Source organism: Gammaproteobacteria bacterium, from assembly GCA_013696315.1.
In the GTDB taxonomy this organism is placed as follows: Bacteria; Pseudomonadota; Gammaproteobacteria; order JACCYU01; family JACCYU01; genus JACCYU01.
The window spans coordinates 1-23,958 of record JACCYU010000092.1 but is presented as its reverse complement, the minus strand read 5'-3'; the positions used below and the strand labels follow the sequence as shown (position 1 = coordinate 23,958).

Annotated in this window: 12 protein-coding genes and 4 pseudogenes; 13 read left to right on the top strand and 3 right to left on the bottom strand. The window is 61.1% G+C overall.

Translation table 11 applies throughout. The annotated features are described in order from the left end of the window. Positions 1-67: 67 nt before the first annotated feature. Positions 68-1,255 carry an efflux RND transporter periplasmic adaptor subunit gene (locus H0V34_05240; protein MBA2491124.1) on the bottom strand — a complete coding sequence of 396 codons (1,188 nt, stop codon included), beginning with the start codon at positions 1,253-1,255 and terminating at the stop codon, positions 68-70. Positions 1,256-1,289: 34 nt separating this feature from the next. Then, positions 1,290-2,036: pseudogene (locus tag H0V34_05235) on the bottom strand (TetR/AcrR family transcriptional regulator). A 529-nt stretch (positions 2,037-2,565) separates the two neighbouring features. Here H0V34_05235 and H0V34_05230 point away from each other — a divergent pair. From H0V34_05230 to H0V34_05170, 13 genes and pseudogenes are all read left to right on the top strand, one after another. Beyond that, the gene (locus tag H0V34_05230; GenBank protein ID MBA2491123.1) at positions 2,566-3,288 is read left to right on the top strand and encodes a hypothetical protein; all 723 of its coding nucleotides are present in this window, start codon (positions 2,566-2,568) and stop codon (positions 3,286-3,288) included. Then, on the top strand, positions 3,263-3,832 hold the full coding sequence (locus H0V34_05225; GenBank protein ID MBA2491122.1) for a DUF1788 domain-containing protein: 570 nt from the start codon (positions 3,263-3,265) through the stop codon (positions 3,830-3,832). The genes H0V34_05230 and H0V34_05225 overlap by 26 nt, the downstream gene beginning before the upstream one ends. Then, positions 3,829-7,271, top strand: a pseudogene (brxC, locus tag H0V34_05220) (BREX system P-loop protein BrxC). The gene H0V34_05225 and the pseudogene brxC overlap by 4 nt, the downstream one beginning before the upstream one ends. 28 nt (positions 7,272-7,299) lie before the next feature. After that, the gene (locus H0V34_05215; protein ID MBA2491121.1) at positions 7,300-7,521 is read left to right on the top strand and encodes a type II toxin-antitoxin system HicB family antitoxin; all 222 of its coding nucleotides are present in this window, start codon (positions 7,300-7,302) and stop codon (positions 7,519-7,521) included. Between the two features lie 290 nt (positions 7,522-7,811). After that, positions 7,812-11,215 (top strand): annotated as a pseudogene (locus H0V34_05210) (N-6 DNA methylase). Continuing rightward, positions 11,212-14,009: pseudogene (locus H0V34_05205) on the top strand (AAA family ATPase). The pseudogenes H0V34_05210 and H0V34_05205 overlap by 4 nt, the downstream one beginning before the upstream one ends. Before the next feature lies 1 nt (position 14,010). Beyond that, complete coding sequence (locus tag H0V34_05200) at positions 14,011-15,273, top strand: putative DNA binding domain-containing protein (protein MBA2491120.1); 1,263 nt, start codon at positions 14,011-14,013, stop codon at positions 15,271-15,273. Next, positions 15,263-17,638 (top strand): BREX-1 system phosphatase PglZ type B, encoded by a 2,376-nt coding sequence (pglZ, locus tag H0V34_05195; GenBank protein MBA2491119.1) that lies wholly within the window; start codon positions 15,263-15,265, stop codon positions 17,636-17,638. The genes H0V34_05200 and pglZ overlap by 11 nt, the downstream gene beginning before the upstream one ends. 2 nt (positions 17,639-17,640) lie before the next feature. Continuing rightward, entirely contained in the window at positions 17,641-19,686 is a 2,046-nt protein-coding gene (gene brxL / locus H0V34_05190; GenBank protein ID MBA2491118.1) for a protease Lon-related BREX system protein BrxL, read from the top strand. Positions 19,687-20,152: 466 nt separating this feature from the next. Then, positions 20,153-20,668, top strand: coding sequence for a hypothetical protein (locus H0V34_05185; protein ID MBA2491117.1), 516 nt, complete (start codon positions 20,153-20,155; stop codon positions 20,666-20,668). Positions 20,669-20,672: 4 nt separating this feature from the next. Further along, positions 20,673-21,017, top strand: coding sequence for a hypothetical protein (locus tag H0V34_05180; protein ID MBA2491116.1), 345 nt, complete (start codon positions 20,673-20,675; stop codon positions 21,015-21,017). Between the two features lie 125 nt (positions 21,018-21,142). Beyond that, positions 21,143-21,859, top strand: coding sequence for a hypothetical protein (locus H0V34_05175; protein MBA2491115.1), 717 nt, complete (start codon positions 21,143-21,145; stop codon positions 21,857-21,859). 111 nt (positions 21,860-21,970) lie between these two features. Then, a complete protein-coding gene (locus H0V34_05170; GenBank protein MBA2491114.1) occupies positions 21,971-22,129 on the top strand; it encodes a YqaE/Pmp3 family membrane protein in 159 nt (52 codons plus the stop codon). A gap of 87 nt (positions 22,130-22,216) precedes the next feature. Here the strand turns inward: H0V34_05170 and glgA are convergent, their stop codons facing one another. Further along, positions 22,217-23,665, bottom strand: a complete 1,449-nt coding sequence (gene glgA, locus H0V34_05165) for a glycogen synthase GlgA (protein MBA2491113.1) — start codon at positions 23,663-23,665, stop codon at positions 22,217-22,219. Between the last annotated feature and the right edge of the window lie 293 nt (positions 23,666-23,958).

Genomic DNA, 23,958 nt, shown 5'->3' with positions numbered 1-23,958 from the left:
CGGGAGAGAAATGTCCCGCTCCAGGCCTGTCATGGCGCGCGAGCGCTGCTTACGACAGGTTGGATCGTCAGCTATTCGGCGGAGTAGGCGAAACATCCGCTTCGGGCCTGATCTTGTTGTTGATATTAACGACTGCCTCGTTGCGCAGCTTCAGTAGCCCGCTGGTCGCTACTCTTTCGCCGGCCCGCAGGCCGTCCGTGACCGAAATCAGGTCGCCACGCCGCGCGCCGGTGCGTATGAAGCGCTGCACCACGGTAAGCCGCGGTGGTTGCTCGGTCGCCTGCGCGCTGCCAGCGGGCGCAGGTTCTCTATTGCCCGGCGGTGGCGATTGCGCGGGCACGCGAGCTTCACGAATGACATAAACGGAATTGCCATAAGGGTTAAAGTTAATGGCCGTTTGCGGCACGGTGAGCACCTCCTGTGGCGCTCCGAACGCCAGCTCTACCCGCGCGAACATGCCGGGGCGCAAATGGCCATCCGGATTATCAATGGTCGCCTGAATCATGAAATTGCGCGTGCTCTGCTCCACCCGCGGCTCGATCGCGGTGACGACGCCGTGAAATGGCTCGTCCGCGAAAGCACTTCCATGCGCGGTCACCAGCTGCCCGGCGGAGATGTCGGTCAGCCGCTGCTCCGGTAGCATGAAGTTGAGAAAAATCGGATCCAGTGATTGCAATGTAACGATCGCGCTGCCGGCCTCGACGTACTGTCCGAGATTCACCTGCCGGATGCCCAGCACCCCGGAGACTGGCGCCACTATCGTCTTCTGCTCAACCCGCGCGCGCTGCGCATCGAGGTTGGCGCGCGCCTGGTCGGCCTGGGTCTGGCGGATATCGACCTCGGCCCTGGAGACATTGTTCGATTCATAGAGACTGCGAACCCGTTCCAGTTCGATTTCGGCCAGGCGGGCGGCGGCCTCTAGCGCGTTGAGTTCAGCCACCTCGATGTCGGTATTCAGGCGCAGAATAATCTCGCCGGCCTTGACAGCGGAGCCATTTTTGAAGCTGATATCATCGACGATACCGCTGGCTTCGGTGGCGAGCTGGGCCCCGTTGACCGCAGCGAAGGTGCCCACCGTTTCAACCTCCCGCGGCCAGCGCCCCTGTTGTACCTGCGCGGACGAAATGGTCACCGGGGGTTCCGGCATGTTGTCGAACATGGCGTTCATCTGCTTGTCGCCATACCACTTGACGAACATCAGCCCGCCGAACACCAGCAGCGCCCCGACGGGCAGCAGAATGGAGCGGTAAGTCATGACAGGTACGCGAAGTGAAGGGGCGGGTGGCTGATCAATGCGCGGGCGCATCGTCGCGCATCACGCAGCTGTCATGAAACACTTCTTCGCAGACACGGGCGATGAAGGCATCCAGGGTGGCGTCATCTTCGGGGTCGAACAGCGGCCGCCAGCCATAGCCGTTCAGTAAGTGATGAACATTGCGCATCAGCAGGCGGTACGGATCGCGCACCTCGTATTGCTGCAACATGCCTTCGGCGTGCACCAGCGTATGCATGCCAAGACAGAGCGTCCACGGGCCCACCATCAATTCGGGAACAGTGAGCCCGCGCGCCGGCAGATCGCCCGACGCCATCGCATCCCGATAAATGTCGAACACGGCGGCGCTGATGAGTTTGCTGGCCGCCAGTGCCTGCGTGCGCCGCCGGGCCGAGGACGCGCGCCACACCACTTCGGTAACAACATACTGCGCCAGCCGAAAGTAATCCGGATAGCGGCGCGCGAAAATCATGTCGCCGACCGCGACCGCGAAAATACGTTCGCGTGACGGCGCCTGCCAGCGCGCCGCGCGTTCGAACAGTTCGGCACGGATGGCGGCCTTGTCTCAGGCCAGCGCGACCAGCAGGTCTTCCTTGGATTCGAAATGCTGATAGAGCGTGCCGGTCGCGTAATCGCAGGCCTCGGCCACCCGCGCCATCTGCAGGCCGAGCAGACCATCCTGCAGCATCAAAGCGCGCGCGCAATCGAGAAAGCGCTGTTCACGCTCGGCGATCTCGCGCTGGCGACGTTCCCGGGTGCCCATCAGCATTCGCATAGTGAAGAAGGCGCGGAGTATGAATCGGATTCAGGCGCCGATCAATACTCACAAAGCGTCAGCCGATCAAGCTGTCATAGACATTAGAGCAGAGCAAAGCGTCGAGGTATTTTCGTATCTCGGCGAGCTATGACGCCCCGCGCATGCTGCCTTGTTCGTATGCTGAATTGTGTCGCTCGCGATTGTTTGAGAATCGGGAGACCGTTGGGCTGAGGCAATGACTAGTTACTCTGCCGATGCCATGCTGCTTGGGCGTACGTGCGGGCGAAATCGTCATAAATACACCGGCACTTCTCCCGCAATCCAGCTGTTGATGTGTACAATTGTTACTCTTGTCTTCCGCCGGCTAGTTTGCCGGCGAATACTGATAACGTTTCTTATTGGTCTATAGTGTTCGATCGTGGGCGCAATATACGATCCGAATTTCGAAACCGGGATAGCCGGTCTCCCGCCGAACCGCGCCTTGCTTTGGGGATTCCGTTCTGGTGGCCGCGGCACTCACACCAGTCGGACGATCATGCTTGACGAGCTGTCGCGTCTGCTGGAAGCGGCTCCCGGCGAAGCCTCCCGTGAAGACTACGCGCATGCGGTTGTGGAGGACAATTGTCTGGGCAAGAGGACAGCGGCAACCCGCAAGCTCTCCCTCCAAAGGCTGACTGAGCTCTATGGGCTTGATGCTCGGATCATGCTTTTCCGCGTTCTGAGGGACCTCTGGGGCAGGCACGAAACCAGTCGCCCACTCCTTGCGCTCCTGCTCGCTCTCGCGCGCGACCCGCTGCTAAGAGCAACCACAAGGGCCATAATCGGCACTCCGTTTGGGCACGAGTTCGCACGGCAATCGATGAAGGATGCGCTTTCCGATGCTATTGGCGATCGCCTCAACGATGCGACGCTGGATAAAGTAGTGCGCAATGCCTCGTCGTCTTGGACCCAGTCCGGGCATCTGCTTGGACGCGGGCGTAAGACCAGACAGCGCGTCGAGGCAACGCCCGCGGCAAGTGCGTATGCGTTGTTGCTGGGTTTTGCCATGGGGCGGCGTGGGCGCTCGCTATTCGAGACGCCCTGGGCTGCCATGTTGGATGCCAGCCCCGAAGAGCTCATTGATGTTGCGGTTGATGCCAGGCGGCTTGGACTGCTCCATTTCAAGCAATCTGGCTCGGTCATTGACGTGTCGTTTCCGACCATGTTCACCGAGAAGGAGCGGGAGTTGATCCATGGGGCGCATCGACAGGTTGGCTGACCGCTACAAGAGCTACATTGCGCTTCCGTGGCAAAAGGACCTGGCGGGCGCGCAGCGTGCCATTTTCATCGTTTACGACAAAGCCGACGAGCGGCGGCTGCGGGCGCGGAAAGATCTGTTCGCGCTGGCGACCGCGGAGGCAGGGCATGGTTGGAGCGAGTGTGATCTGACTCGGGCATTTGCGGAGTGGATGGCCAATACGGAGTACCGAGACAGTTACTTCGAGTGCCCGGAAGATCTTGAGTTAAAGCTCGACGATGCCTTTCTTGAATACGTCGCCGGGCAGATGCGTGCCGCACTCACGGCGTCCGGCATTGACGATAACTCGGTTGTGGGGGTCTATGGTATCGCTTCTCTGTTCGGGTTCGTCCGCGTATCGGAGTTAATGAAGGAGATCGAGCGGGATATCAGAGGTCGTGTGGTTGTGTTCTTCCCTGGTGAGTACGAGAACAGCAACTATCGTTTGCTGGACGCGCGGGATGGATGGAACTACCTGGCAGTCCCGATTACGGTGCAAGAAGATCGAGGCGTGTACGAGGTATGAAAAACCGGGATATCTACCAGCGGGATCCCAGCAAGATCACTTTGCTCAACAATGGCGTCGCGGCCATGACCGACGCCCTGAGCGATGACGAGCGCCGCACGCTGCGCTTCGAACTCGAGTACTTCGTCTGTGAAGGTGAGTATCAACGCGGCCTGGTTCGCATTCTCGATTCGTACGTCAGCAATCAGGGCCACCCCGAGCAACCGGCAGCGTGGATCAGCGGATTCTTCGGCAGCGGCAAATCTCACCTGGCCAAAATGCTGCGCTTCCTGTGGACGGACTACACCTTCCCCGAAGATGGCGCCAGTGCCAGCGGTTTGGCTCGGCTTCCGAATGACGTCGAGGATCTGCTGAAGGAAATCTCGACACTGGGCAAGCGAGGCCACGGGTTGCATGCGGCGGCCGGAACCCTCGGCGCCGGCGCCGGTGACAGCGTTCGGCTCGCGCTTCTCGGGATTGTGTTCAAGTCCGCGGAACTCCCCGAGAGTTTCCCCCAGGCGCGCTTCTCCCTCTGGCTGAAGAAGAATGATATTTACGATCAGGTGCGCGCGGCGGTCGAGGCGGAAGGGCGCGAGTTCCGCCGTGAGCTGAATGATCTGTATGTCAGCCCCTTGATCACGAAAGCCTTGTTCGTTGCGGACTCGAACTTCGCAGCCAACGAGAAGGACGCCAGGGCTGCATTGCGTGCTCAGTTCCCGAAGCCGAAGGACATCACCACCGACGAGTTCGTCAACGCGCTACAGGACACGCTGTCGTCCAACGGCGAGATGCCTGGCGCCGTCATCATCCTCGATGAGGTGCAGCAGTACATCGGAGACGACTCCAGCCGATCCTACGTCGTTCAGGAGGTGGTTGAAGCCTGCAGCAAACGGTTCGGCGATCGCCTGCTCTTCCTGGGTACTGGACAAACCGCCCTTTCGGGCACGCCGGCGCTTCAACGTCTCCAGGGCCGTTCACGGTCAATGTGGAACTCTCCGACAACGATGTTGAAACGGTCACCCGGCGGGTTGTCCTGGCGAAGCGCCCGGACCGAGTGAACGACGTCAGATCGACTCTGGAAGCCAACTCAGGGGAACTCGACCGTCACTTGGTGAGCACCAAGATCGGACCCCGCGGCGAGGATAAGTCGATCCTGGTCGAGGACTATCCGTTGCTGCCCGTCCGCCGGCGCTTCTGGGAGCATACTCTGCGCGCGGTTGACCGCGCGGGCACTGCCGGACAGCTCCGCACGCAGCTTTGTATCGTCTACGACGCCATACGGCGCACCGCCGAGGAGCCAGTCGGTACGGTGGTGCCAGCGGATTTTCTATTCGAGGAGATCTCCGCCAACCTGCTTCAGTCCGGTGTTCTGCTCCGCGAGGTCAACGAGACCATCATCGCGCAGGACGACGGCACTCCCGACGGCCGCCTCAAGTCGCGGCTGTGCGCACTGGTGTTCCTTATCCGCAAGCTCCCGCGGGAAGCGGGTGCCGACATCGGGGTTCGCGCCACCGCCGATGCATTGGCGGATCTGCTGGTGAAGGATCTGGCGAAGGACGGCGCCACGCTGCGCGGTCAGGTACCGAAGCTGCTGGACGAGCTGGTGGCCGCTGGCACGCTGATCAAGCTGGACGATGAGTACAGTCTTCAGACGCGGGAAAGCAGCGAATGGGAAGCCGAGTTCCGCAACCGGCAAACCAAGCTCGTCAATGATCCCACTCGCATGAGCAGCAAACGCGCTCAGCTCCTTGGCTCCGCGGTACAGGATGCGGTGGGGTCCGTGAAGCTCCTGCATGGCAAGTGCAAGGAGCCCAGGAAGCTCGCGTTGCACTTCGGCACCGAACCTCCGCAGGAAACCGGCCACGAGGTTCCGGTCTGGATACGCGATGGCTGGGGCGCCGACGAGAAGAGCGTGGTCGCCGATGCACGTGCGGCGGGGGCCGACAGTCCCATCATCCACGTGTTTGTGCCCAAATCTCGCGCCGACGCGCTGGCCCGCGTCATCGCCGCCCAGAGCGCGGCGAAGGATACTTTAGAATACAAGGGAGTCCCCTCGACCCCCGAAGGTATCGAGGCCCGTCAGGGCATGGAGACTCGGCTAACCGAGGCAGCCAACAGCCTGCGGACACTCGTGGCCGAAGTCGTCGATGGGGCGAAGGTGTTCCAGGGTGGCGGTACCGAGCGATTGGAATCAACGCTGCTGGATAAGGTGAGGGAAGCCGCCGACGCATCTCTGGATCGGCTCTTCTATGAGTTCAAGGACGCCGACGACCACCGTTGGCCGAAAGTCATCGAGCGGGCCCGCAAGGGCGCCGAGCATCCCCTGGAGGCGCTGGACTACAGCGGCAAGACCGAAGATCATCCGGTCTGCTCGGCCGTGCTGTCGTTCGTCGGATCCGGGAAAAAGGGTAAGGATGTGCGCTCTCATTTCTCGGGCCCGCCCTATGGGTGGTCGCGAGATGCGGTCGACGCAGCGCTCATCAGCCTGTTTGGTACCGGGCATCTGCGCGCGACCGCAAACGGAACGCCGCTGAAGCCGGGGCAGCTGGATCAGGCGAAGGTGTCGAGTACCGACTTCCGCGTCGAGAGCGCGACCATCGACACCCGCGAGCGCCTCAAGGTGCGCAAATTGTTTCAGACGGCTGGGATTGCCTGCAAGCCGAACGACGAGGCGGCGGCTGCCGGCCAGTTCCTCGCAAAGCTCGCCGAGTTGGCTAACCGTGCCGGGGGCGAAGCCCCGCTGCCCGAACGCCCGGATACCAGCCACCTATTGGATCTGCAGTCGCGTGCCGGTAATGAGCAACTGCTCGGCATCCTCAACCGTCACGATGAACTCATCAAGAACATCGAAGAGTGGAGTAAGGCTCGCGACATGGCAGACAAGCGCCAGCCGGCTTACGAGCGCTTGCTGTCATTGGCCCGTCATGTCGATAGCCTGGATGCCGCGAAGGAGGCGAAGCCACAGATCGAGGCCATCGCGGCGAACCGCGGCCTGCTCGACGCGACGGATCGAGTGCCCGACCTCACCAAGGCGCTGGCGGATGCGCTCCGGATGGCCCTTGCGCAAGCGGAGAAGCGCTACGCCGAAATTTTTGAGGCGGAATGGCAGCGCCTTGCAAGTGCCGAGAGCTGGCACAAGATCGGGCAAGAGGAAGGGGATCGGATCCTTGGCCAGTTGCACATCGTCAAGATCACCAAGGGCGTGACGGGCACCGAGCAGGAAGTGCTCGAATCCCTAGAGCGTATTTCCCTAGCTGCATGGAGGACGCGCACGGCGGCACTCCCACAGCTCTTCGCAGACGCGCGCATCCAGGCCGACAAGCTCGTCGAGCCCAAAACACACCACGTCAAGCTCGGCAGCGCCACGCTCCGCACGCCCGATGAGGTCAACGCGTGGATCGTGAAGACCGAGCAGGAGTTGCTCGAACAGATCAGGCACGGGCCTGTGTTCGTCAATTGATGAGATCGAACGACAGAGGAGTACAGCCATGAACAGACAGCTAACGGCAATCATTGAACGGGAGGGCGACGGCTACGTCGCCTTGTGTCCGGACGTGGATGTCGCCAGCGAGGGCGCGACGGTGGACGAGGCGCGCAATAATCTCAAGGCGGCTCTGGAACTGTTTTTCGAGACCGCTTCCGCCACCGAGATTCAGCAGCGGCTGCACAGCGAAGTCTATGTGACCCACGTCGAGGTGGCCGTTGCGTAAGTTGCGGGTCCTTTCCGGCAGGATGTCCGCCAAATTCTGGCGGCTCGCGGTTTTCCCGAAAATGCCTCTGCACGATGGTAAGGTCATCCAGCAATGTAGCCATGTAGGGTGGATAAAGCCCGCCGGTTTTGCGGGCGTATCCACCAACCGCTGTGAATTCGGCGCTACGCGCCTTAATCCACCCTACAGAAGTTCATTCGCCTGAAAATAATGCGGGGGCGTTTTGCCGAATGATGTCGATCACCCCTTGGGCCGGCCTGCCGCGTGCCGAATTCGAGTGACCCAGAATCGTGGAAACGCTCTCGCCACACCTTCGCAGGCAACTCGAACGCACTGTTGTCCAAGCGCGCGACGTGGCTGAAGCGGGCGCCCGTGTAGCGTTGGAGGCGCTCGCCGTGCACCACCACGAGCCGTACGGGCATATGAGCTCGGAGCAGCGCACCCTGCGCCGGCGGTTGCGCGCCCACGCGCGCCAGCTCGGTGACCGGCTCGATGCGCGTTCGGGAAGCCAGGGCATCGATCACCAGGTGCACGAGTGCGCCTACGAGCACTGGCACGGAATGCTCTTTGCCCGCTTTCTCGCCGAGAGCGATTTGCTCATCGAACCGGACATGGGGGTCGCCATCACCCTGGCTGAATGTGAAGAGCTGGCGAAGAAAGAGGGCGTCGACCAATGGGCGCTGGCTGCGCGCTTTGCCAATCGGATGCTGCCGCAGGTGTTCCGCCCCGACCATCCGGTGTTCAAAGTCCAGCTCGCGCGGGAGCATCGATTGAAACTGGAAACGCTGGTTGAAGGCCTGCCGACCGATGTCTTTACTGCGACGGACTCGCTCGGCTGGGTTTACCAGTTCTGGCAGACCAGGAAGAAGGATGAGGTGAACGCCGCCGGCAACAAGATCGGCGCGGATGAACTGCCGGCGGTCACGCAACTGTTCACGGAGGATTACATGGTGGACTTTTTGCTCGATAACACGCTCGGCGCGTGGCACGCGGGCAAGGTTTTCGCCGCCAATCCCAATCTGGCCGAAAAGGCGCAGAGCGAGGACGAACTCCGCCAGGCCGTGTCGCTGCCGTGCTGGCCATGGAAATATCTCCGCTTCATCCAAGGTGAGGGCGGCAAGTGGACTCCCGCCGCCGGCACGTTTGACGGCTGGCCGAAGACGGCGAAGGAACTCAAGTGCCTCGACCCATGTATGGGCAGCGGACATTTCGTGGTGGCGATGTTTGAGCGGCTCGTCGCGCTGCGCATGGCGGAGGAACAGCTGGACGAGAAGGCAGCGGTGGCGGCGGTCATCCGCGACAACCTGTTCGGGCTAGAGCTTGACCCGCGCTGCACGCAGATCGGCGCGTTCAACCTGGCGCTGGCCGCGTGGCGGCGCGTGGGCCACTGCGCGCTGCCGGCTGAACCTGGCCTGCTCCGGTCTCGCGCCGAACACGCGCGAAGCCGAATGGCTCGCGATTGCCGGCGACAACCAGAAGCTCCAGCGCGGCATGGAGCGGCTTTACCGGCTGTTCACCAAGGCGGCGGTGCTGGGCAGCCTCATCAACCCGCGCGCCGGCGAGGGCGACCTGCTGGTGGCCGCGTTCCATGAACTCCAGCCGCTGCTGGAAAAGGCGCTGGCGCAGGAAGTCAGGGACGACACCGCGCACGAAATGGCCGTGACCGCGCGCGGCCTGGCCAAGGCGGCGGAAATTCTCGCCGGCCAGTTCACGCTCGTCGCCACCAACGTGCCTTACCTCGGTAGCCGAAAGCAGGACGACATCCTCAGGAACCACTTGGAGCAATATTTTCCCGCTAGCAAAGCCGACTTAGCCACAGCTTTCGTGGAGCGTTGCCTTACCTTCTGTCCAGACTCCGGCACGACCGCATTGGTCACGCCGCAGAATTGGTTGTTTCTTGGTATCTATTCGACGCTTCGAAAATCTCTGTTGAAGTATCAAACGTGGAATATCATCGCTCGGCTTGGGCCAAAGGGCTTTCAGACGCCAATGTGGGATTTCAATATACAACTGGGCGTCATATCAGCTGCACGGCCTCGCGACGGAGCAACGATGGCAGGGCTTGACGTGACGGAAGCAACGACGCCGGTCGAAAAATCATTAAGACTTAGCGACCAAAATTTATGTCCTCCGGTGATCGCCCGGCAAGCAGATCAGTTGTTGAATCCCGACGCTCGAATCGTGATTGATACCCAAATACGTTCGGCATTCCTGAACAAAGTCGCATCGTTCGCTTCAGGAATGTTGACCGGAGATGGAAATCGCTTTTTCCAATTTTTTGGGAGCCCACGAGCATCAAACCTGACTGGGAGTATCTGCAAAGCACCGTGGGTCTATCGGAATATTATGGCGGTCGATCCCAAGTCGTCTTTTGGCAACAAGGCACCGGCGAACTTTATGCCGCCGCCCAGAGCGTTAGGCACCTTAACACGGCCATTCAACGATGGCGAACTGGGCAAGAGGTGTGGGGAAAGAAAGGAATCATTGTTAGCCGCATGTCCGGGCTAGCCTCCACACTTTATCTCGGAGATCGCTTTGATGACAATGTCGGCGCGATATGCCCAAATGAGGAATCGGACCTTGCTGCGATTTGGTGTTACTGCTCATCACCGCAGTTTTCTCTGAATGTGCGTAGTGTCGATCAAGCACTCAAAGTTACAAATTCATCGCTCGTAAAAGTTCCCTTCGACCTGGCTTACTGGCAGAAGGTGGCGGCGGAGAAGTATCCGCACGGGTTGCCCAAGCCGTTTTCGAGCGACCCGACGCAGTGGTTGTTCAACGGCAGCCCAAAGGTTCAGGCCAGCCGTTGCAGGTGGTCGTGGCCCGGTTGCTCGGCTACCAGTGGCCGCGCCAGACCGGTTCAAGTTTTCCCGATTGCCCGGCGCTCGCCCCGGATGATTTGATCCATCAGGGGGATGCAGACGGTATTGTCTGCCTGCCGTCCGCGCGTGGTGAACGACCTGCGCACGAGCGCTTGTTGCATCTACTGGTAGCCGCCTGGGGCGACGAATGGGGCAACGACACGCTCTCGAAATTGCTTGCGGAGGCCGGCAGTAACAGTCTCGACGATTGGCTACGCAACCGGTTCTTCGAACAGCACTGCAAGCTGTTCCATCACCGCCCCTTCATATGGCACATCTGGGATGGCCGCAAGCGCGATGGCTTCCACGCCCTGGTCAACTACCATAAGCTGGCCGAGGGCAACGGCAAGGGCCGGCGCCTTCTGGAGTCCCTCACCTACAGCTATCTCGGCGACTGGATCGCGCGCCAGCAGGATGGTGTGAAGCGCGGTGAAGGTGGCGCGGAGGATCGCCTGGCCGCGGCGCTGGAATTGCAGAAACGCCTCATCGCCATAATAGAGGGCGAACCGCCTTTCGACATTTTCGTGCGCTGGAAGCCCATTGAGGAACAAGCCATCGGCTGGGCGCCGGACATCAACGACGGCGTGCGGTTGAACATTCGTCCCTTCATGGCCAAGGACATTCCGGGCGCCAAGAGAGGCGCCGGCATCCTGCGCGCTAAGCCGAACATCCACCGGAACAAGGACCGCGGCAAAGAACCTATACGCGACCAGGCGCAGTTCGCGTGGTTCTGGAACAACGGCAAATTCACCGGCGAGCGTGTCAACGACGTGCATCTCACTGTTGCCGAGAAACGCGCGGCCCGCGAACGGGCGGAGGATAAACAGCCATGACTGATCACACACAAAAAGATTGGCCCTACCCGGGATCGCGCTGGTGGAAGTTCGACTTTCATACGCATACACCGGCCTCCACCGATACTTACTGGGCGAAGAACGGTGGTGCTGTCGCACCTGAAGACTGGTTGTTGCGCTACATGGCCGCCGAGGTCGATTGCGTAGCGATCACCGACCACAACAGCGGCGCGTGGGTCGATGGCCTCAAGGCGGCCTACGACCAGATGAAGGGGCAAGACGATGCCGGGTCGCCGCCTGAGGGATTTCGGGAGTTGACGCTATTCCCAGGCGTCGAGCTTTCTGTTTCCAGCGGTTTCCATTTGCTCGCGATCTTTGATCCAGAATTAACGACCCGCACTATCACGGACCTACTGGCGACCGTCAGGTACCAAGGAACCGAGGGCGACAGCGACGGTGTTACCCGCTTGGGTCCGGCCGAGGTGGTGCAAGCAGTACTCGACGCAGGCGGGGTTGCCATACCCGCGCACGCCGACAAGGAAAAGGGATTGTTACGGGTTGCGAATGGCAGGCAACCGCATCTCGACGCCAACACCATTCGACAGGTGTTTGAAGTCAAGGACGTATTGGCGATGGAGTGGTGTGATTTGCGTTCACTCACCCCTACGGTATTCGACGAATGCCGTGGCAAGTGGGCGCGGGTGTTGGGTAGCGACTGTCACAGCTTCCAGGGTAACGGCGTTCCCGGCTCAGGCTATACCTGGGTCAAGATGGCGAGCCCCACGTTGGAAGGGCAGCGCCTCGCGCTTCTGGATGGCAACGGGATCTCGATCCGGCGGAGTGACGAAGGGGAGTTCGACCGGTTCCAGACGCCGGCACACTTCATCACCGGCATCGAGATCGAGTCTGCACGCTTTATGGGTAACGGCACCCAGGAGCGGCTTGCCTTCACGCCTTACTACAATGCGTTGATCGGAGGACGCGGTACGGGCAAGTCGACCATTGTGCATGCTCTGCGCCTAGCGTACCAGCGAGATGATGAGTTGCGTCGCCTCGGAGACGAGACAGAGCCCTCCCGCGAGTTCAAGAGTTTTTCTCAACCAGTTAAGGGGCGCGACGGGGATGGCGCGCTGCGAGAAAACACTGAAATCCGCGTGGCGCTGATGCGCGAGGGATTTACGCACCGACTGCGCTGGCGCCGGGACCCCCCAGGGGCGGTCGTCGAGGAACAAGACGACGATGGCGAGTGGCGAACATCGTCCAGCCAAGCGGTGCATGCGGAGCGCTTCCCGATCCGGTTATGTTCACAGAAGCAGATCGCGGCTATGGCTGGAGACAGCCGGCAGGCGTTGCTCGACGTGATTGACGAAGCGGCCAACATAGGAGAACTGCATCGAGCCTTTAGAGAGGCGAAGAACGCCTTTTTTTCACAGCGAGCAAGGTTGCGCGAACTGGACGGGAGATTAGCCGGACGGCCGGAGCTGGAACGCAAGCTCGCGGACCTGAATCGCAAGCTCGAAGCCTTGGCACAGTCCCATCACGCCGAGGTGCTGAAGGCCCACCAGCAAGCTCTTCGACAGCGCCGGGAGATCGATACAACTCTTGAGCAACTGCAAACGACACCCGGGGGCATCGAGGCTTTGGCGCAAGATCTACTGCTCGACGACTGGCCGGATGGCACCTTCGATGCCACGCGGGATCGCGAGGCCCTCGCGTGGCGGGTCGAGGCAGAGCGGACATTGGGCGAGGCCCGCGAGGCGCTCGGACGAGCCGCAGACACGCTCGCCGCGAAGGTCCGGGTGCTTGCCACTGACGGCCGGCTTGCAGAGTGGCGCCAGCGCGCTGACAAGGCGCAGACCGACTATGAGGCGCTTCAAGCCGCACTCGCAGCACAAGGCGTCGCCGATCCGCAAGCCTTCGGGCGATTGGTACAGGAGCGTCAACATCTTGAAGCACAACTGAAACAGCTCGATCAGCTACGCCAGGATCGGGAACGCCTGGAAGCTGAAAGCGAGGCCCAGTGGCAACGCGTGTTTGACACGCGCAGGGACACGACGCAGGCGCGTGCCCAATTTGTAGTGGCCACGTTGGAGACCAATAACTTCGTGCGTATGAAGGTGGTTGGATTTGGCTTCGATGCGCGCAGCATCGAGCGCAGTTTGCGCGATCTGCTTGATGCGCAGGACGACCGCTTCGAAAACGACATCTTGCGGTTCGATGACGGCGAGCCTGCGGGCGGGTTGGCGTTCGAGTTAGCGGACGCCCCAGATCGGGAGGTCGTATTGCAAAGCATCAAGCAGCGGATGATTGAGCTTGATACTGACTTCGGCGGGCATTTCCAGAATTACCTCCAGCGTAAGCTGAAAAACCCGAGTTTACCGATCACGCCCGCTGCTGGTTCCCAGAGGGCGACCTTCGCATCGAATACAGTCGCGGGGGAGACGGGCGTGACTGGTCGGCCATTACCCAGGGCTCGCAAGGCCAGCGTTCGGCAGCCCTGCTGGCGTTTCTGCTTGCGTTCGGCGATGAGCCGCTGATCCTCGACCAGCCCGAGGACGATCTGGACAACCATTTGATTTATCAGCTGATTGTACGCCAGATCCGCGAGAACAAGCAGCGCCGGCAACTGATCATCGTGACGCATAACCCTAACGTGGTGGTCAACGGGGATCCGGAGATGGTGCATGCCTTCGATTTCCGAGGCGGCCAGTGCCGAGTCGTCGAGCGCGGTGCATTGCAAGAGAAGACGGTCCGAGAGGAAGTCTGTCGGGTAATGGAAGGCGGTCGCGAGGCGTTCTCCCGCCGCTGGGCACGATTGGGGCGGGAGGTCTGACATGTTCGCGACACGCAGCGAACTGCTCGAAAAGATTCGACTGGGCGAAGACAGTTTCCTGGAACTGAAGGAGGTGCGTTTTGCCAGCGGTAAGATTCGTGGCCCTGGACAGAACGACCTTGCCGATCGGCTGGCTGCCTTCGCCAACAGCCGCGGCGGCGTGTTGGTATTGGGGGTGCATGACAAAACGCGCGAGGTACTGGGCATTCCCGTCGATCGGCTTGATGCCGTGGAAACGATGGTGCGCCAGGCGTGCGAGGACTCGATCAAGCCGCCTGCGGCACCGGTGATCGAGCGGCTTACGCTGCCAGACAGCGGAGGGACGGAGCAGCCTGTAATACGCATCGAAGTGCCGCCCAGTCTGTTCGTGCACCAAAGTCCGGCGGGATATTGTCATCGGGTTGGATCATCGAAGCGACCTATACCACCCGATCAACTGGCGCGACTTTTCCAGCAGCGCAGCCAAGCCCGTCTGATTCGTTTTGATGAAACGCCGGTGCCGCGGGCGACGCTTGCCGATCTCGAAGAGCCATTGTGGCGTCGCTTCGGCACGCTGCGCTCGACCGACGCGCCCGAACAGCTGCTCGCCAAGTTGGCAATGGCTTCGCAAGATGATGCTGACGTGTGGCGGCCCACCGTGGCCGGAGTGCTCATGGCTTGCCGGGAACCCGAGCGGTTCCTGCCCGGCGCCTTCGTTCAGGCCGTGGCCTACCGGGGGTCAGTGATTGCACCGCAAATCGAGTCGGCTTATCAGCGCGATGCCCGAAACATTACAGGTTCACTGGACCACCAGATCTTCGATGCTTGCGACTTCGTGCGAAAGAATATGCAGAGTGCGGCTCGAAAGCGCGCGGAGGGCGGGCGCGAGGACTTGCCGCAGTACGACATGCTCGCCGTCTTCGAGGCGGTGACCAACGCCGTCGCGCATCGCGACTATTCGATGGCGGGCAGCAAGGTGCGCCTGCGGTTGTTCGACGACAGGCTGGAGCTGTACACGCTGGGACTACTTGCCAACACCATGACGCCTGAGAGCCTGCCTTATCGGCAAGCCGCCCGTAACGAAGCCATTACTAGTCTACTCGCGCGCTGTCCGGTTGAGGGAGACGAGTTTGCAGCTCATCGCTCCCACATCATGGACAAACGCGGTGAAGGTGTGCCGATCATCTTGTCTCGCAGCGAACAACTGTCAGGAAAAGCCCCGGAATACCGTCTGGTCGACGAATCGGAACTCATGCTGACGATTTACGTTGCAGGTGTATCGTGAAGAAGGCGATACGGTGAGAACCCAAGCAGTCCACTCGAGTATTACCGTCGTTGAGTCTTTGGTTCGCTCGCTGGAGGGTGCAGTGAGGTACAACCCGAACGATGTTGTGCATCCGTACGCCGTCTTGTGGACGGATCAAGATGCTCAATGGCAGCCAGTCGTTCCCCAGCTTCGGCGGCTGCTGCCACAGCTTCTGACGTTTGGGGAGTACCAGCCTGAGCAGCGCATCGGCCCGGCGATCTGGTTACGCAGCGTGGTCGACCGTGCGCTCCCAGACGTCGCGATCCAAGAGGGAACAATACCGATTATCTACCTGCCCGGGGTCAGCCGGCAGGAACTCAGGGCCGTCCAGGAGTGCCCGGATAGCCTCAAGCCGCTGGTGGAGCTTCAATACCGAGGTGTGTGCTGGACCCAGAAGAACGGCAAGGACTGGAGCGTCGAGGCATTCCTGGTCGCCGAAGACGGCGGGCTTGGTCTGGATGTGGCGCGCGATGCAGCCACCCGTCGGTCGATGGTGGGCGCGCTTACCGAGCTGGCGACGACGTCGGTGGAAAGGCTCAAAGGCAAGCATCTCGAAGCAGAGGATTTCGATAAGCTCTTCTCCGATGACCCCGCAAAAGACTTGCTGCTCTGGCTGAGCGACCCGGACGCGGTGAAGTCCGGTTGGAACAGCGGACGCTGGAGCGCTTTCAAGTCGCGTTGCAAGGCGGACCTCAAGTTTGATCCGGACAAGGATGGCGAGCTGGTAGCAGCTGAGCTGCTCGGACAGAGGGCGGGCCCGTGGGGGCGCGTGTGGGAGCGTTTTGCCGAATCGCCGACGTTGTACCCGGGCGTGCCGGAGTTGTTGCGTAAGGCCATGCCCTTTCAGACGGATCTACTCTCCGATCCTTCACCTTGGCCGCAGCGCAACGAGGAAGCGGAGGCGAGTCTCCGACAAGCTCTCCTTGACCTCGAGAAAAAATCGCCAGCGGCCGCGCGCGCGCAGATTCTTTCGCTGGAGAAGACCCACGGTCTGAGACGTGGCTGGGTCTGGGCGAGGCTCGATCAGGCGCCGTTGGCGAACGCCCTCGCGCACTTGGCGGTGCTCGCTGCGCGCACGTCGAGCAAACTCGGCGGTGCAACAGCGGCCGATATGGCCAAGCTGTATGTCGATGCGGCATGGGAGGCGGACGCTGCGGCGCTTTCCACGATGGCCGCGGTGAAATGGTCCGCTGACGCCCAGGCTCTAAGCAAGGCGTTGAACGCCATATACCGTCCCTGGCTGGAGTCGGCGGCTGAGCACCTGCAAGAGTTGGCCGAAAAGGAACCCCTTCCTGGTTACGATGGGCAGGGGATGGAGGATGTACAAGTCGAATCCGGCGGGATGATCCAGTTCGCGGATGGGCTCCGCTTAGACGTTTCGCAAGGCCTGGCGGAGCGCATGCGGGCGAAGGGCTGGTCCGTGATGATGTCAACCCGCTGGGCCGGCCTGCCGACGGTCACGGCAACTGCGAAACCGGCAGTGTCTCCGGTGGCAGAGGACATCAAGGGATTATCCCTCGGCGAGGATTTTCTGCCCGCGACGGCAGACACTGAACAACCGCTGACCACGGATCGGTTCCGCAAGCTGCTGTCTGCGGCGGGCTATCAGTATGTTGGGGTGGATGAGACGGGCGACCCATCGGGTCGAGGTTGGACCGAGAACGAGGAACTCGACAAGCTGGGCCACTCATTGCAAGGGAAACTCGCCGGTCGAATTGAAGACCAGGTTGACTTACTGCTCGAACGCATCGAATCCCTTCTGGATGCCGGGTGGCGTGAAATCCGCGTGGTGACGGACCACGGCTGGCTGTGGCTTCCAGGTGGGCTGCCCAAGGTCGATCTCCCGAAATATCTCACGGCGAGCCGGTGGGCGCGCTGCGCCGCGATCAAGGGCGGATCGAAAGTCGGGGTACCGACCGTGCGGTGGCACTGGAATGCGCACGAACGTGTAGCCGTTGCGCCCGGTATCGCGTGTTTCTGTGCGGGTAACGAATACACCCACGGGGGCTTGAGTCTGCAGGAGAGTCTCGTGCCCGTCATCCGGGTCACCGCTGGCGCGAGTACTCCCAAGACGGCAGCGAAGGTGGCTGGCGTCTCCTGGGCCGGCCTGCGCTGCAGGGTGCAGATTGAGTCCGCTCAGCCTGGGCTGTCCGTCGATCTGCGAACGAAGGTCAACGACCCGGGCTCGAGCGTCAGCAACGTGCGACCAGTGGATGCCAAAGGTGCGGCAAGCCTTCTGGTTGCTGATGACGAGCTTGCAGGTACGCCGGCTGTCGTGGTCGTGCTCGATGCAAGCGGCCACGTGATTACTAAACAACCCACGATCATCGGGGGTGAGGATTGAAAGTGGTACTCGATCAACTCGATCGCTTGGCGGCGACGGCGTTTGAAGGCTACCTGGTACGTAAGGACCTGGTGCGCAAGTACAGCCGCCAGTATCCGGTGCCGACGTATGTGGTCGAGTTTCTTCTCGGGCGGTACTGCGCGAGCACGGACGAGCAGGAGATCGAGGAAGGGCTGACGATCGTCGAACGTCAGCTGGCTGACCGGACAGTGAGAACGGGCGAAGTGGAGCTCTTCAAGGCGAGAGCCCGCGACCTGGGCTCGATCAAGCTCATCGATATTGTCAGAGCGAAGCTTGACGCCAAGACGGACTCGTTCGTCGCCGAACTCCCCAGTCTCGCAATCAAAGACGTTCGCATCGACGACAGTCTGGTCAAGCAGCATGAGCGCATGCTCACTGATGGCTTTTATGCCGAAGTCACGCTGAGCTACGACGCTGCCATCGCACAAGAGAAAGGGGGCCGTCCTTTCGCAATCGACAGCCTTCGAGCCATTCAGCTGTCCAAGGCCGATGTACTGGATACGCTCAAACGCGGACGACACGACTTCACCAGCGAAGAATGGAAAAGTGTTCTGCTCCGCAGCGTTGGGCTCGAGCCAGCTGCGCTCTCGGAGCGGGCGCAGTTGGTGGCGCTTGTCCGGATGGTGCCGTTCGTAGAACGGAACTACAACATGGTCGAGCTGGGTCCCCGCGGGACGGGGAAGAGTCACCTGTTCCAGCAGATTTCTCCCTACGCCCATCTGATTTCGGGCGGCAAGGCGACGGTGGCCAAGATGTTCGTTCATATGGGAACAGGACAACGCGGCTTGGTTTGCCAGTACGACGTGGTCTGCTTCGATGAAATCTCGGGCGTGTCATTTGATCAGAAAGATGGCGTGAACATCCTCAAGGGATACATGGAATCCGGGGAGTTCTCCCGTGGCAAGGAGAGCATCAGGGCCGAGGGTATCGTCATGGTCGGCAACCTCAATGTGGAGGTCTCGCACCAGCAGCGGTTTGGGCACCTCCTAAGCCCGCTACCCCCAGAGATGCGGGACGACACGGCTTTCATGGACCGCATTCATGCCTATGTGCCGGGGTGGGACTTCCCGAAGTTGAGTCCGAACGAGCACTTCACGGACCACTTCGGTTTGGTCAGTGACTTTCTGTCCGAGTGCTGGAGTCGGCTGCGGACGGGCAGTCGGACTCCCGCGCTACAGGGCCGCGTGAACTATGGCGGGGCGCTTAGCGGACGGGACATCACGGCGGTCAACAAGACCGTAAGCGGCCTACTGAAATTGCTTTATCCAGACCCGGAGATGGTCATCCCGGACGATGAACTGGAGGCGATGGTCCGGGTTGCCCTCGAAATGCGTCGCCGGGTCAAGGAACAACAGAAGCGGGTGTTCAAGAGCGAGTTCCGCAACACGCATTTCAGTTACGCAATGGGCGAAGACGGCATCGAGAAGTTCGTTACGACCCCAGAGCTGCACAGCGACGAAGCCATTGAGCTCGACCCACTGCCGCCAGGGCAGGTGTGGGGCATCAGTCCGGGCGGCCTGGAGACGGGCGCCAGCCTCTACCGCATTGAGGCCACCGTCGGCCGGGGTAGCGGCGTCAAGATACTGAACGCCCCGGTCCCGCCGGCGTTCCGCGAGAGCGTGCGTTACGCCGAGCAGAACCTGTACACGCGGGCAAAGGAACTGGTTGGGGATAGGGATCCGCGTTCGCATGAGTTCTCCGTACAGCTGCGCGCGATAGACAACGACCGTACCGGGACTGCTCTTGGTCTGCCGGCATTGATGGCTCTTTGCAGCGGGCTGTTAGAAAAGAGCATGAAAGGTGGCCTGATCGTGGTTGGCGCATTGAACCTCGGTGGCTCGGTGGAGCCGTTAGCGAATGCCGTTGGCATCGTCGAGGTAGCCGTAGAGAAGGGGGCGGCTACGGTTCTGATGCCAGTCTCCGCTCGCAAGCAACTTGTTGAGCTTTCCGATGATATGGCAACGCGTGTCAACATCCCGTTCTACTCGGATACGCCGGACGCGCTATTGAAAGCGCTGCTTGAGTGATGGGGCAAATGGTTCAGCGTAATGTGGCCCGATAACAAAGTTGACTCCAAGAACTTCGAAATCGCGGTTCGGCCCGGAGAAACGCGAGACGCTTTACGCGGCCCTGCGGTGTGGTCGATACGGCGCTAATCACAGGCGTATTCATCGCGGTGTACGTGCGCATGGCCGGGGCGCATTCCCGGGCTGGCCGTGGACCGTACCGGGCTCGCATTGACCGGCATGATCGTGTTGCTGGCGAGCGGTGCGCTTGGCGTCGCGCAGTTACCGCACGCCCTGGAACTGCCGACCCTGCTGCTGCTGTTCGCGCTGATGATTCTCGGCGGACATTTCGCGGCCGCGCATTGTTTTGATTTCACAGGCGCGTTGCTCAGTCGTGTTGACGCCAGTCCTGTCGTGCTGGTCGGTGGCAAGCTGTCCGTGGTGCTGGTTAACGATATCGTGCTGTTCGCTTTTACGCCGCTGCTGTGTGTCGCGTTACGCGCGCGAGCTGGACCCGCGGCCGTTTCTGCTGGCGCTGGCGGGCAGCGCGAACGCGGGTTCGGCCGCCAGCCTGATCGGCAATCCGCAGAATATTCTGATCGGCGAGATCGGCCGGCTCGGTTTCTTCGACTATTTTCTCACCGCCGCCGTGCCGGCCATCGCCGCGCTGTTTATCGTCTTCGTGGTAATCGCGACCATTTGGCGTCAATCGCTGCGTGCGGCGAACGGCCAGGCTAGCGCCGATCCGCCGGTCGAGGTTCATCCTTGGCTGACCGCCAAGAGCTTTCTCGCCACCGCAGCGCTGATTCTGCTGGTGGTGTTTTTCGACGGGCAGCGTGAACTCGCGGCGGTTCTGATCCTGGGGCGCCGGATCACGACTCCGGTTTTGCTGCGACAGGTGGACTGGTCGCTGCTAGCGCTGATCGCGAGTCTGTTCACGGTCACGGCCGCGTTCACAAGCCTGCCGGCCGCACCCGGCCTGATCGACTGGCTGCAAGATTAATGAGTTGCTGCCTTACCGGTTGTCGCTGCTGACCCCGTTTTCCGTGATAGCGAGCAACACGATAGGCAACGTACCTGTCGTGGTGATGCTCCTGCAGGCGCTGGAGACCATCCCGGCGGACGTGCTGACGGCGCTGGCCGTGTTTACCACGCTTTCCGGCAATCTGCTGCTGACCGGCAGCCTCGCCAATATCATCGTCGTGGAACGCGCCGCCGCGCATGGCGTGCCCGGGGCTTCAGCGAATTGCGAAGATTGGAATTCCCATAACAACGCTTTCGATCGCGGTGGCTGCGCTATGGTTTTACGTCAACGGCTATCTGCGGTAATCGATGGAACGAAAACTGCTTGATTCAGCGGGTGTCGCATGCAGGTAACTCGCTGTATGCTGTCGCGTGTCGCGCTACGGAGAATCGAAACCAAAAAGCTCGCGGCGCATTTTCCCTTTAACTCAAATCTAATGAAGAGGCACAACTGATGGCAAATCAAACGAACACATACGCAGGCGAACACTATGAAGTCGTCAAGCGCATTTCCTGGGGTGCGATAATCGCGGGCACGCTGGTCGCGCTCGTGATCCAGATGACACTTTCCATGCTGGGGCTCGGCATCGGTCTGGGCGTAATGGATCCAAACGCCCAGGCGCTGAGCGGCGTCGGCATAGGTGCGGGCATCTGGCTTGTGGTAAGCACTCTTGTCTCCTTGTATATCGGCGGTTTCATGGCGGGCCGTCTTGCTGGCATACCGGCAAAAGGCGACGGCTTTCTCAACGGCATCGTCGTCTGGGCGCTGGCAACGCTGCTTACCCTGTATCTCGCTACATCAGTGGTTGGCGGCGCCATAAGCGGTGTAACCGGCATACTCGGACAGGGGTTGCAGGTGGCAGGGCAGAGTGTCAAGTCGGTCGCGCCGGAAGCCGCCGAAACGATCAAGAAAAATCCGGGTCAGGCACGGCAGGAAGCCAACCAGGCGATCGATCAGGCCCAGCAGCAATACCGTCAGATGCGCCGGCAGGCCGAGCAGGCGCTGTCGGGCGCGGGTAAGGAAGTCAAACAGACAACTAAGCAGGTCGCACCCATTGCTTCGGGGGCGGCGTTTGGCGGTTTCATCGCGCTGCTGCTCGGCGCGCTCGCGGCCGCGTTTGGGGGCATGAGTGGCGCGCCCAAGGATATGGCCGTCGGCGGGCGGCGCTAAACCTCATAGCGCCGGTAAACCCCTGCGACAACCGACGCGTAACCTGCCATGGATGGCGGTGCGTGTCGGAAATGAATCTGAATCCACCCGCACCCTGGAGATCCTGACACCATGGACATCGTCCGCATTATTTTCGCGATCCTGTTGCCACCGGTTGGCGTATTTTTACAGGTCGGTCTGGGCCTGCAATTCTGGATCAATATACTGCTGACCCTCCTGGGCTACATCCCCGGCATCATTCACGCGATCTGGATCATCGCAAAAAAATAAGATCCATCATCGCCGGGCGCGCATCTGGCGCGTCCGGCTGTAAGGATTACAATCGTGCGCCAGCGCGCGGCTGCGCGTCTTACCGCGTCAATCCGGGGAGACGCGTAACGCCTGCCCGTACACCGACACATAGTCGCCGGCGCTGCGTCGCCAGGAAAAATCCTGACGCATGCCGTTGCGGACGAGCGCGCGCCAGCGACGCGGCTTTGCGTACAGGGCGAGCGCCTGATCGATTGTGTCCAGCAAGGCAAGCGAGGTCGGCTCGTCGAATATAAATCCAGTCGCGGTACCCGAAGCCCACGTCTCGGCCGTCGTATCCGTAACCGTATCCTGCAACCCGCCGGTGCGGCGCACTATAGGTACGGTGCCGTATCGCTGGCTGTACATCTGGTTGAGACCGCAGGGCTCGAAGCGCGACGGCATGAGAAACACATCAGCGCCCCCCTCGATGCGATGCGCAAGTTGCTCGTTGTAACCGATACGCACGCTGACTATTTCCGGATGACGTTGCTGCCATTCGGCCAGCGCCATTTCGTATTCCGGCTGACCCGTGCCCAGCAGTACCATGCGCAGCGGCCGTTTCACGAGTTCCGGCAGCGCGCCCAGCAGCAGGTCGATGCCTTTCTGTTCCACCAGCCGCCCGATCATGCCGATCAGCATCGAATCCGCGCGCGGCGACAAACCTAACGCGTGCTCCAGCGCCTGCCGGTTTGCACGCTTGTCAGCCAGCGTGTCGCTATTGTAATTTTTAACCAGATACGGGTCGCGCGCCGGGTCCCATGCTTGCGCGTCGATGCCGTTCACGATGCCGGAGAGCACCGCGGCGCGACTGCGCAGCAGTCCATCCAGCCCGCAACCGAATTGCGGCGTCTGGATTTCGCGCGCGTAACCGGGACTCACGGCGGTGATGCGATCGCTGAAGGTCAACCCGCCTTTCATGAATGACAACTGCCCGTAAAACTCCAGCGCCGCCGGCGACCACAGCGCTTCCGGCAGATGCAGTCCTGCAAAAGTTGCGCGCGGAAACAGGCCCTGATATGAAAGGTTGTGAATGGTGTAGACCACGGCCGGGCGCCGCTTCTCGGACGCCAGCAGGGCCGGCGCCAGACCGCTCTGCCAGTCGTGACAATGCAGCACGTCCGGCCGCCATTCCGCTCCCGCGCGCCCCGTCGCGACCGCGGCCACCGCGCGGCAGAACAGCGCGAAGCGCTCCGCGTTATCCGGCCACGGCGCGCCGTCTTCGGCAAGGTACGGATTGCCCGGGCGATCGAACAGCGGCGCACGCACCAGCCAGACCTCGGTCCCGGAATCTGTCACCCAGCAGCGTTCGAGTGCGACGGTCTGATTCATCACTGACAGACGTGCGATTGGCTCCGTGCGCTCAACCGTGGCCAGCGCCTCCCCATACGCCGGCAGCATGATCTTCACATCATGTCCCAGCGCCTTCAGCGCTGCCGCCAGGCTCGCGCTCACGTCCGCAAGCCCACCGGTCTTGATCAGCGGGTACAGCTCACTGGTAGCAAACAATACTTTCATTTTTTCCGGATTTTTTCGGCGAGGAGCGCGTTCGTCGCCGTTTTTAGCCCCTTGATCGATGGCCACGGCCCCGGCTATTTTGCTTGACGATTTAACTATGCTATCCACATGCTATCGTTTGATTATTTTTATCGCGACCATCGTGGCGTTCCGCGCATCGCGCCGGCTACCCTTAAAGGAGCTTTGAATTTCATGAAACCAATGAGCTCGCCCCGCTACGTCAGCCGGCTCACCCGCGACACACTGGCGCTCATCCTGGCTGGCGGTCGCGGCTCGCGACTCAACCAGTTGAC

Bases quoted from the DNA above. Each gene is read 5' to 3' on its own strand.
- H0V34_05170 (MBA2491114.1), top strand. From the start codon at position 21,971: ATGGACATCGTCCGCATTATTTTCGCGATCCTGTTGCCACCGGTTGGC.
- H0V34_05215 (MBA2491121.1), top strand. From the start codon at position 7,300: ATGAACAGACAGCTAACGGCAATCATTGAACGGGAGGGCGACGGCTAC.
- H0V34_05175 (MBA2491115.1), top strand. From the start codon at position 21,143: ATGGCAAATCAAACGAACACATACGCAGGCGAACACTATGAAGTCGTC.
- H0V34_05225 (MBA2491122.1), top strand. From the start codon at position 3,263: ATGGGGCGCATCGACAGGTTGGCTGACCGCTACAAGAGCTACATTGCG.
- glgA (MBA2491113.1), bottom strand. From the start codon at position 23,665: ATGAAAGTATTGTTTGCTACCAGTGAGCTGTACCCGCTGATCAAGACC.
- H0V34_05240 (MBA2491124.1), bottom strand. From the start codon at position 1,255: ATGACTTACCGCTCCATTCTGCTGCCCGTCGGGGCGCTGCTGGTGTTC.
- H0V34_05200 (MBA2491120.1), top strand. From the start codon at position 14,011: ATGTTCGCGACACGCAGCGAACTGCTCGAAAAGATTCGACTGGGCGAA.
- H0V34_05230 (MBA2491123.1), top strand. From the start codon at position 2,566: ATGCTTGACGAGCTGTCGCGTCTGCTGGAAGCGGCTCCCGGCGAAGCC.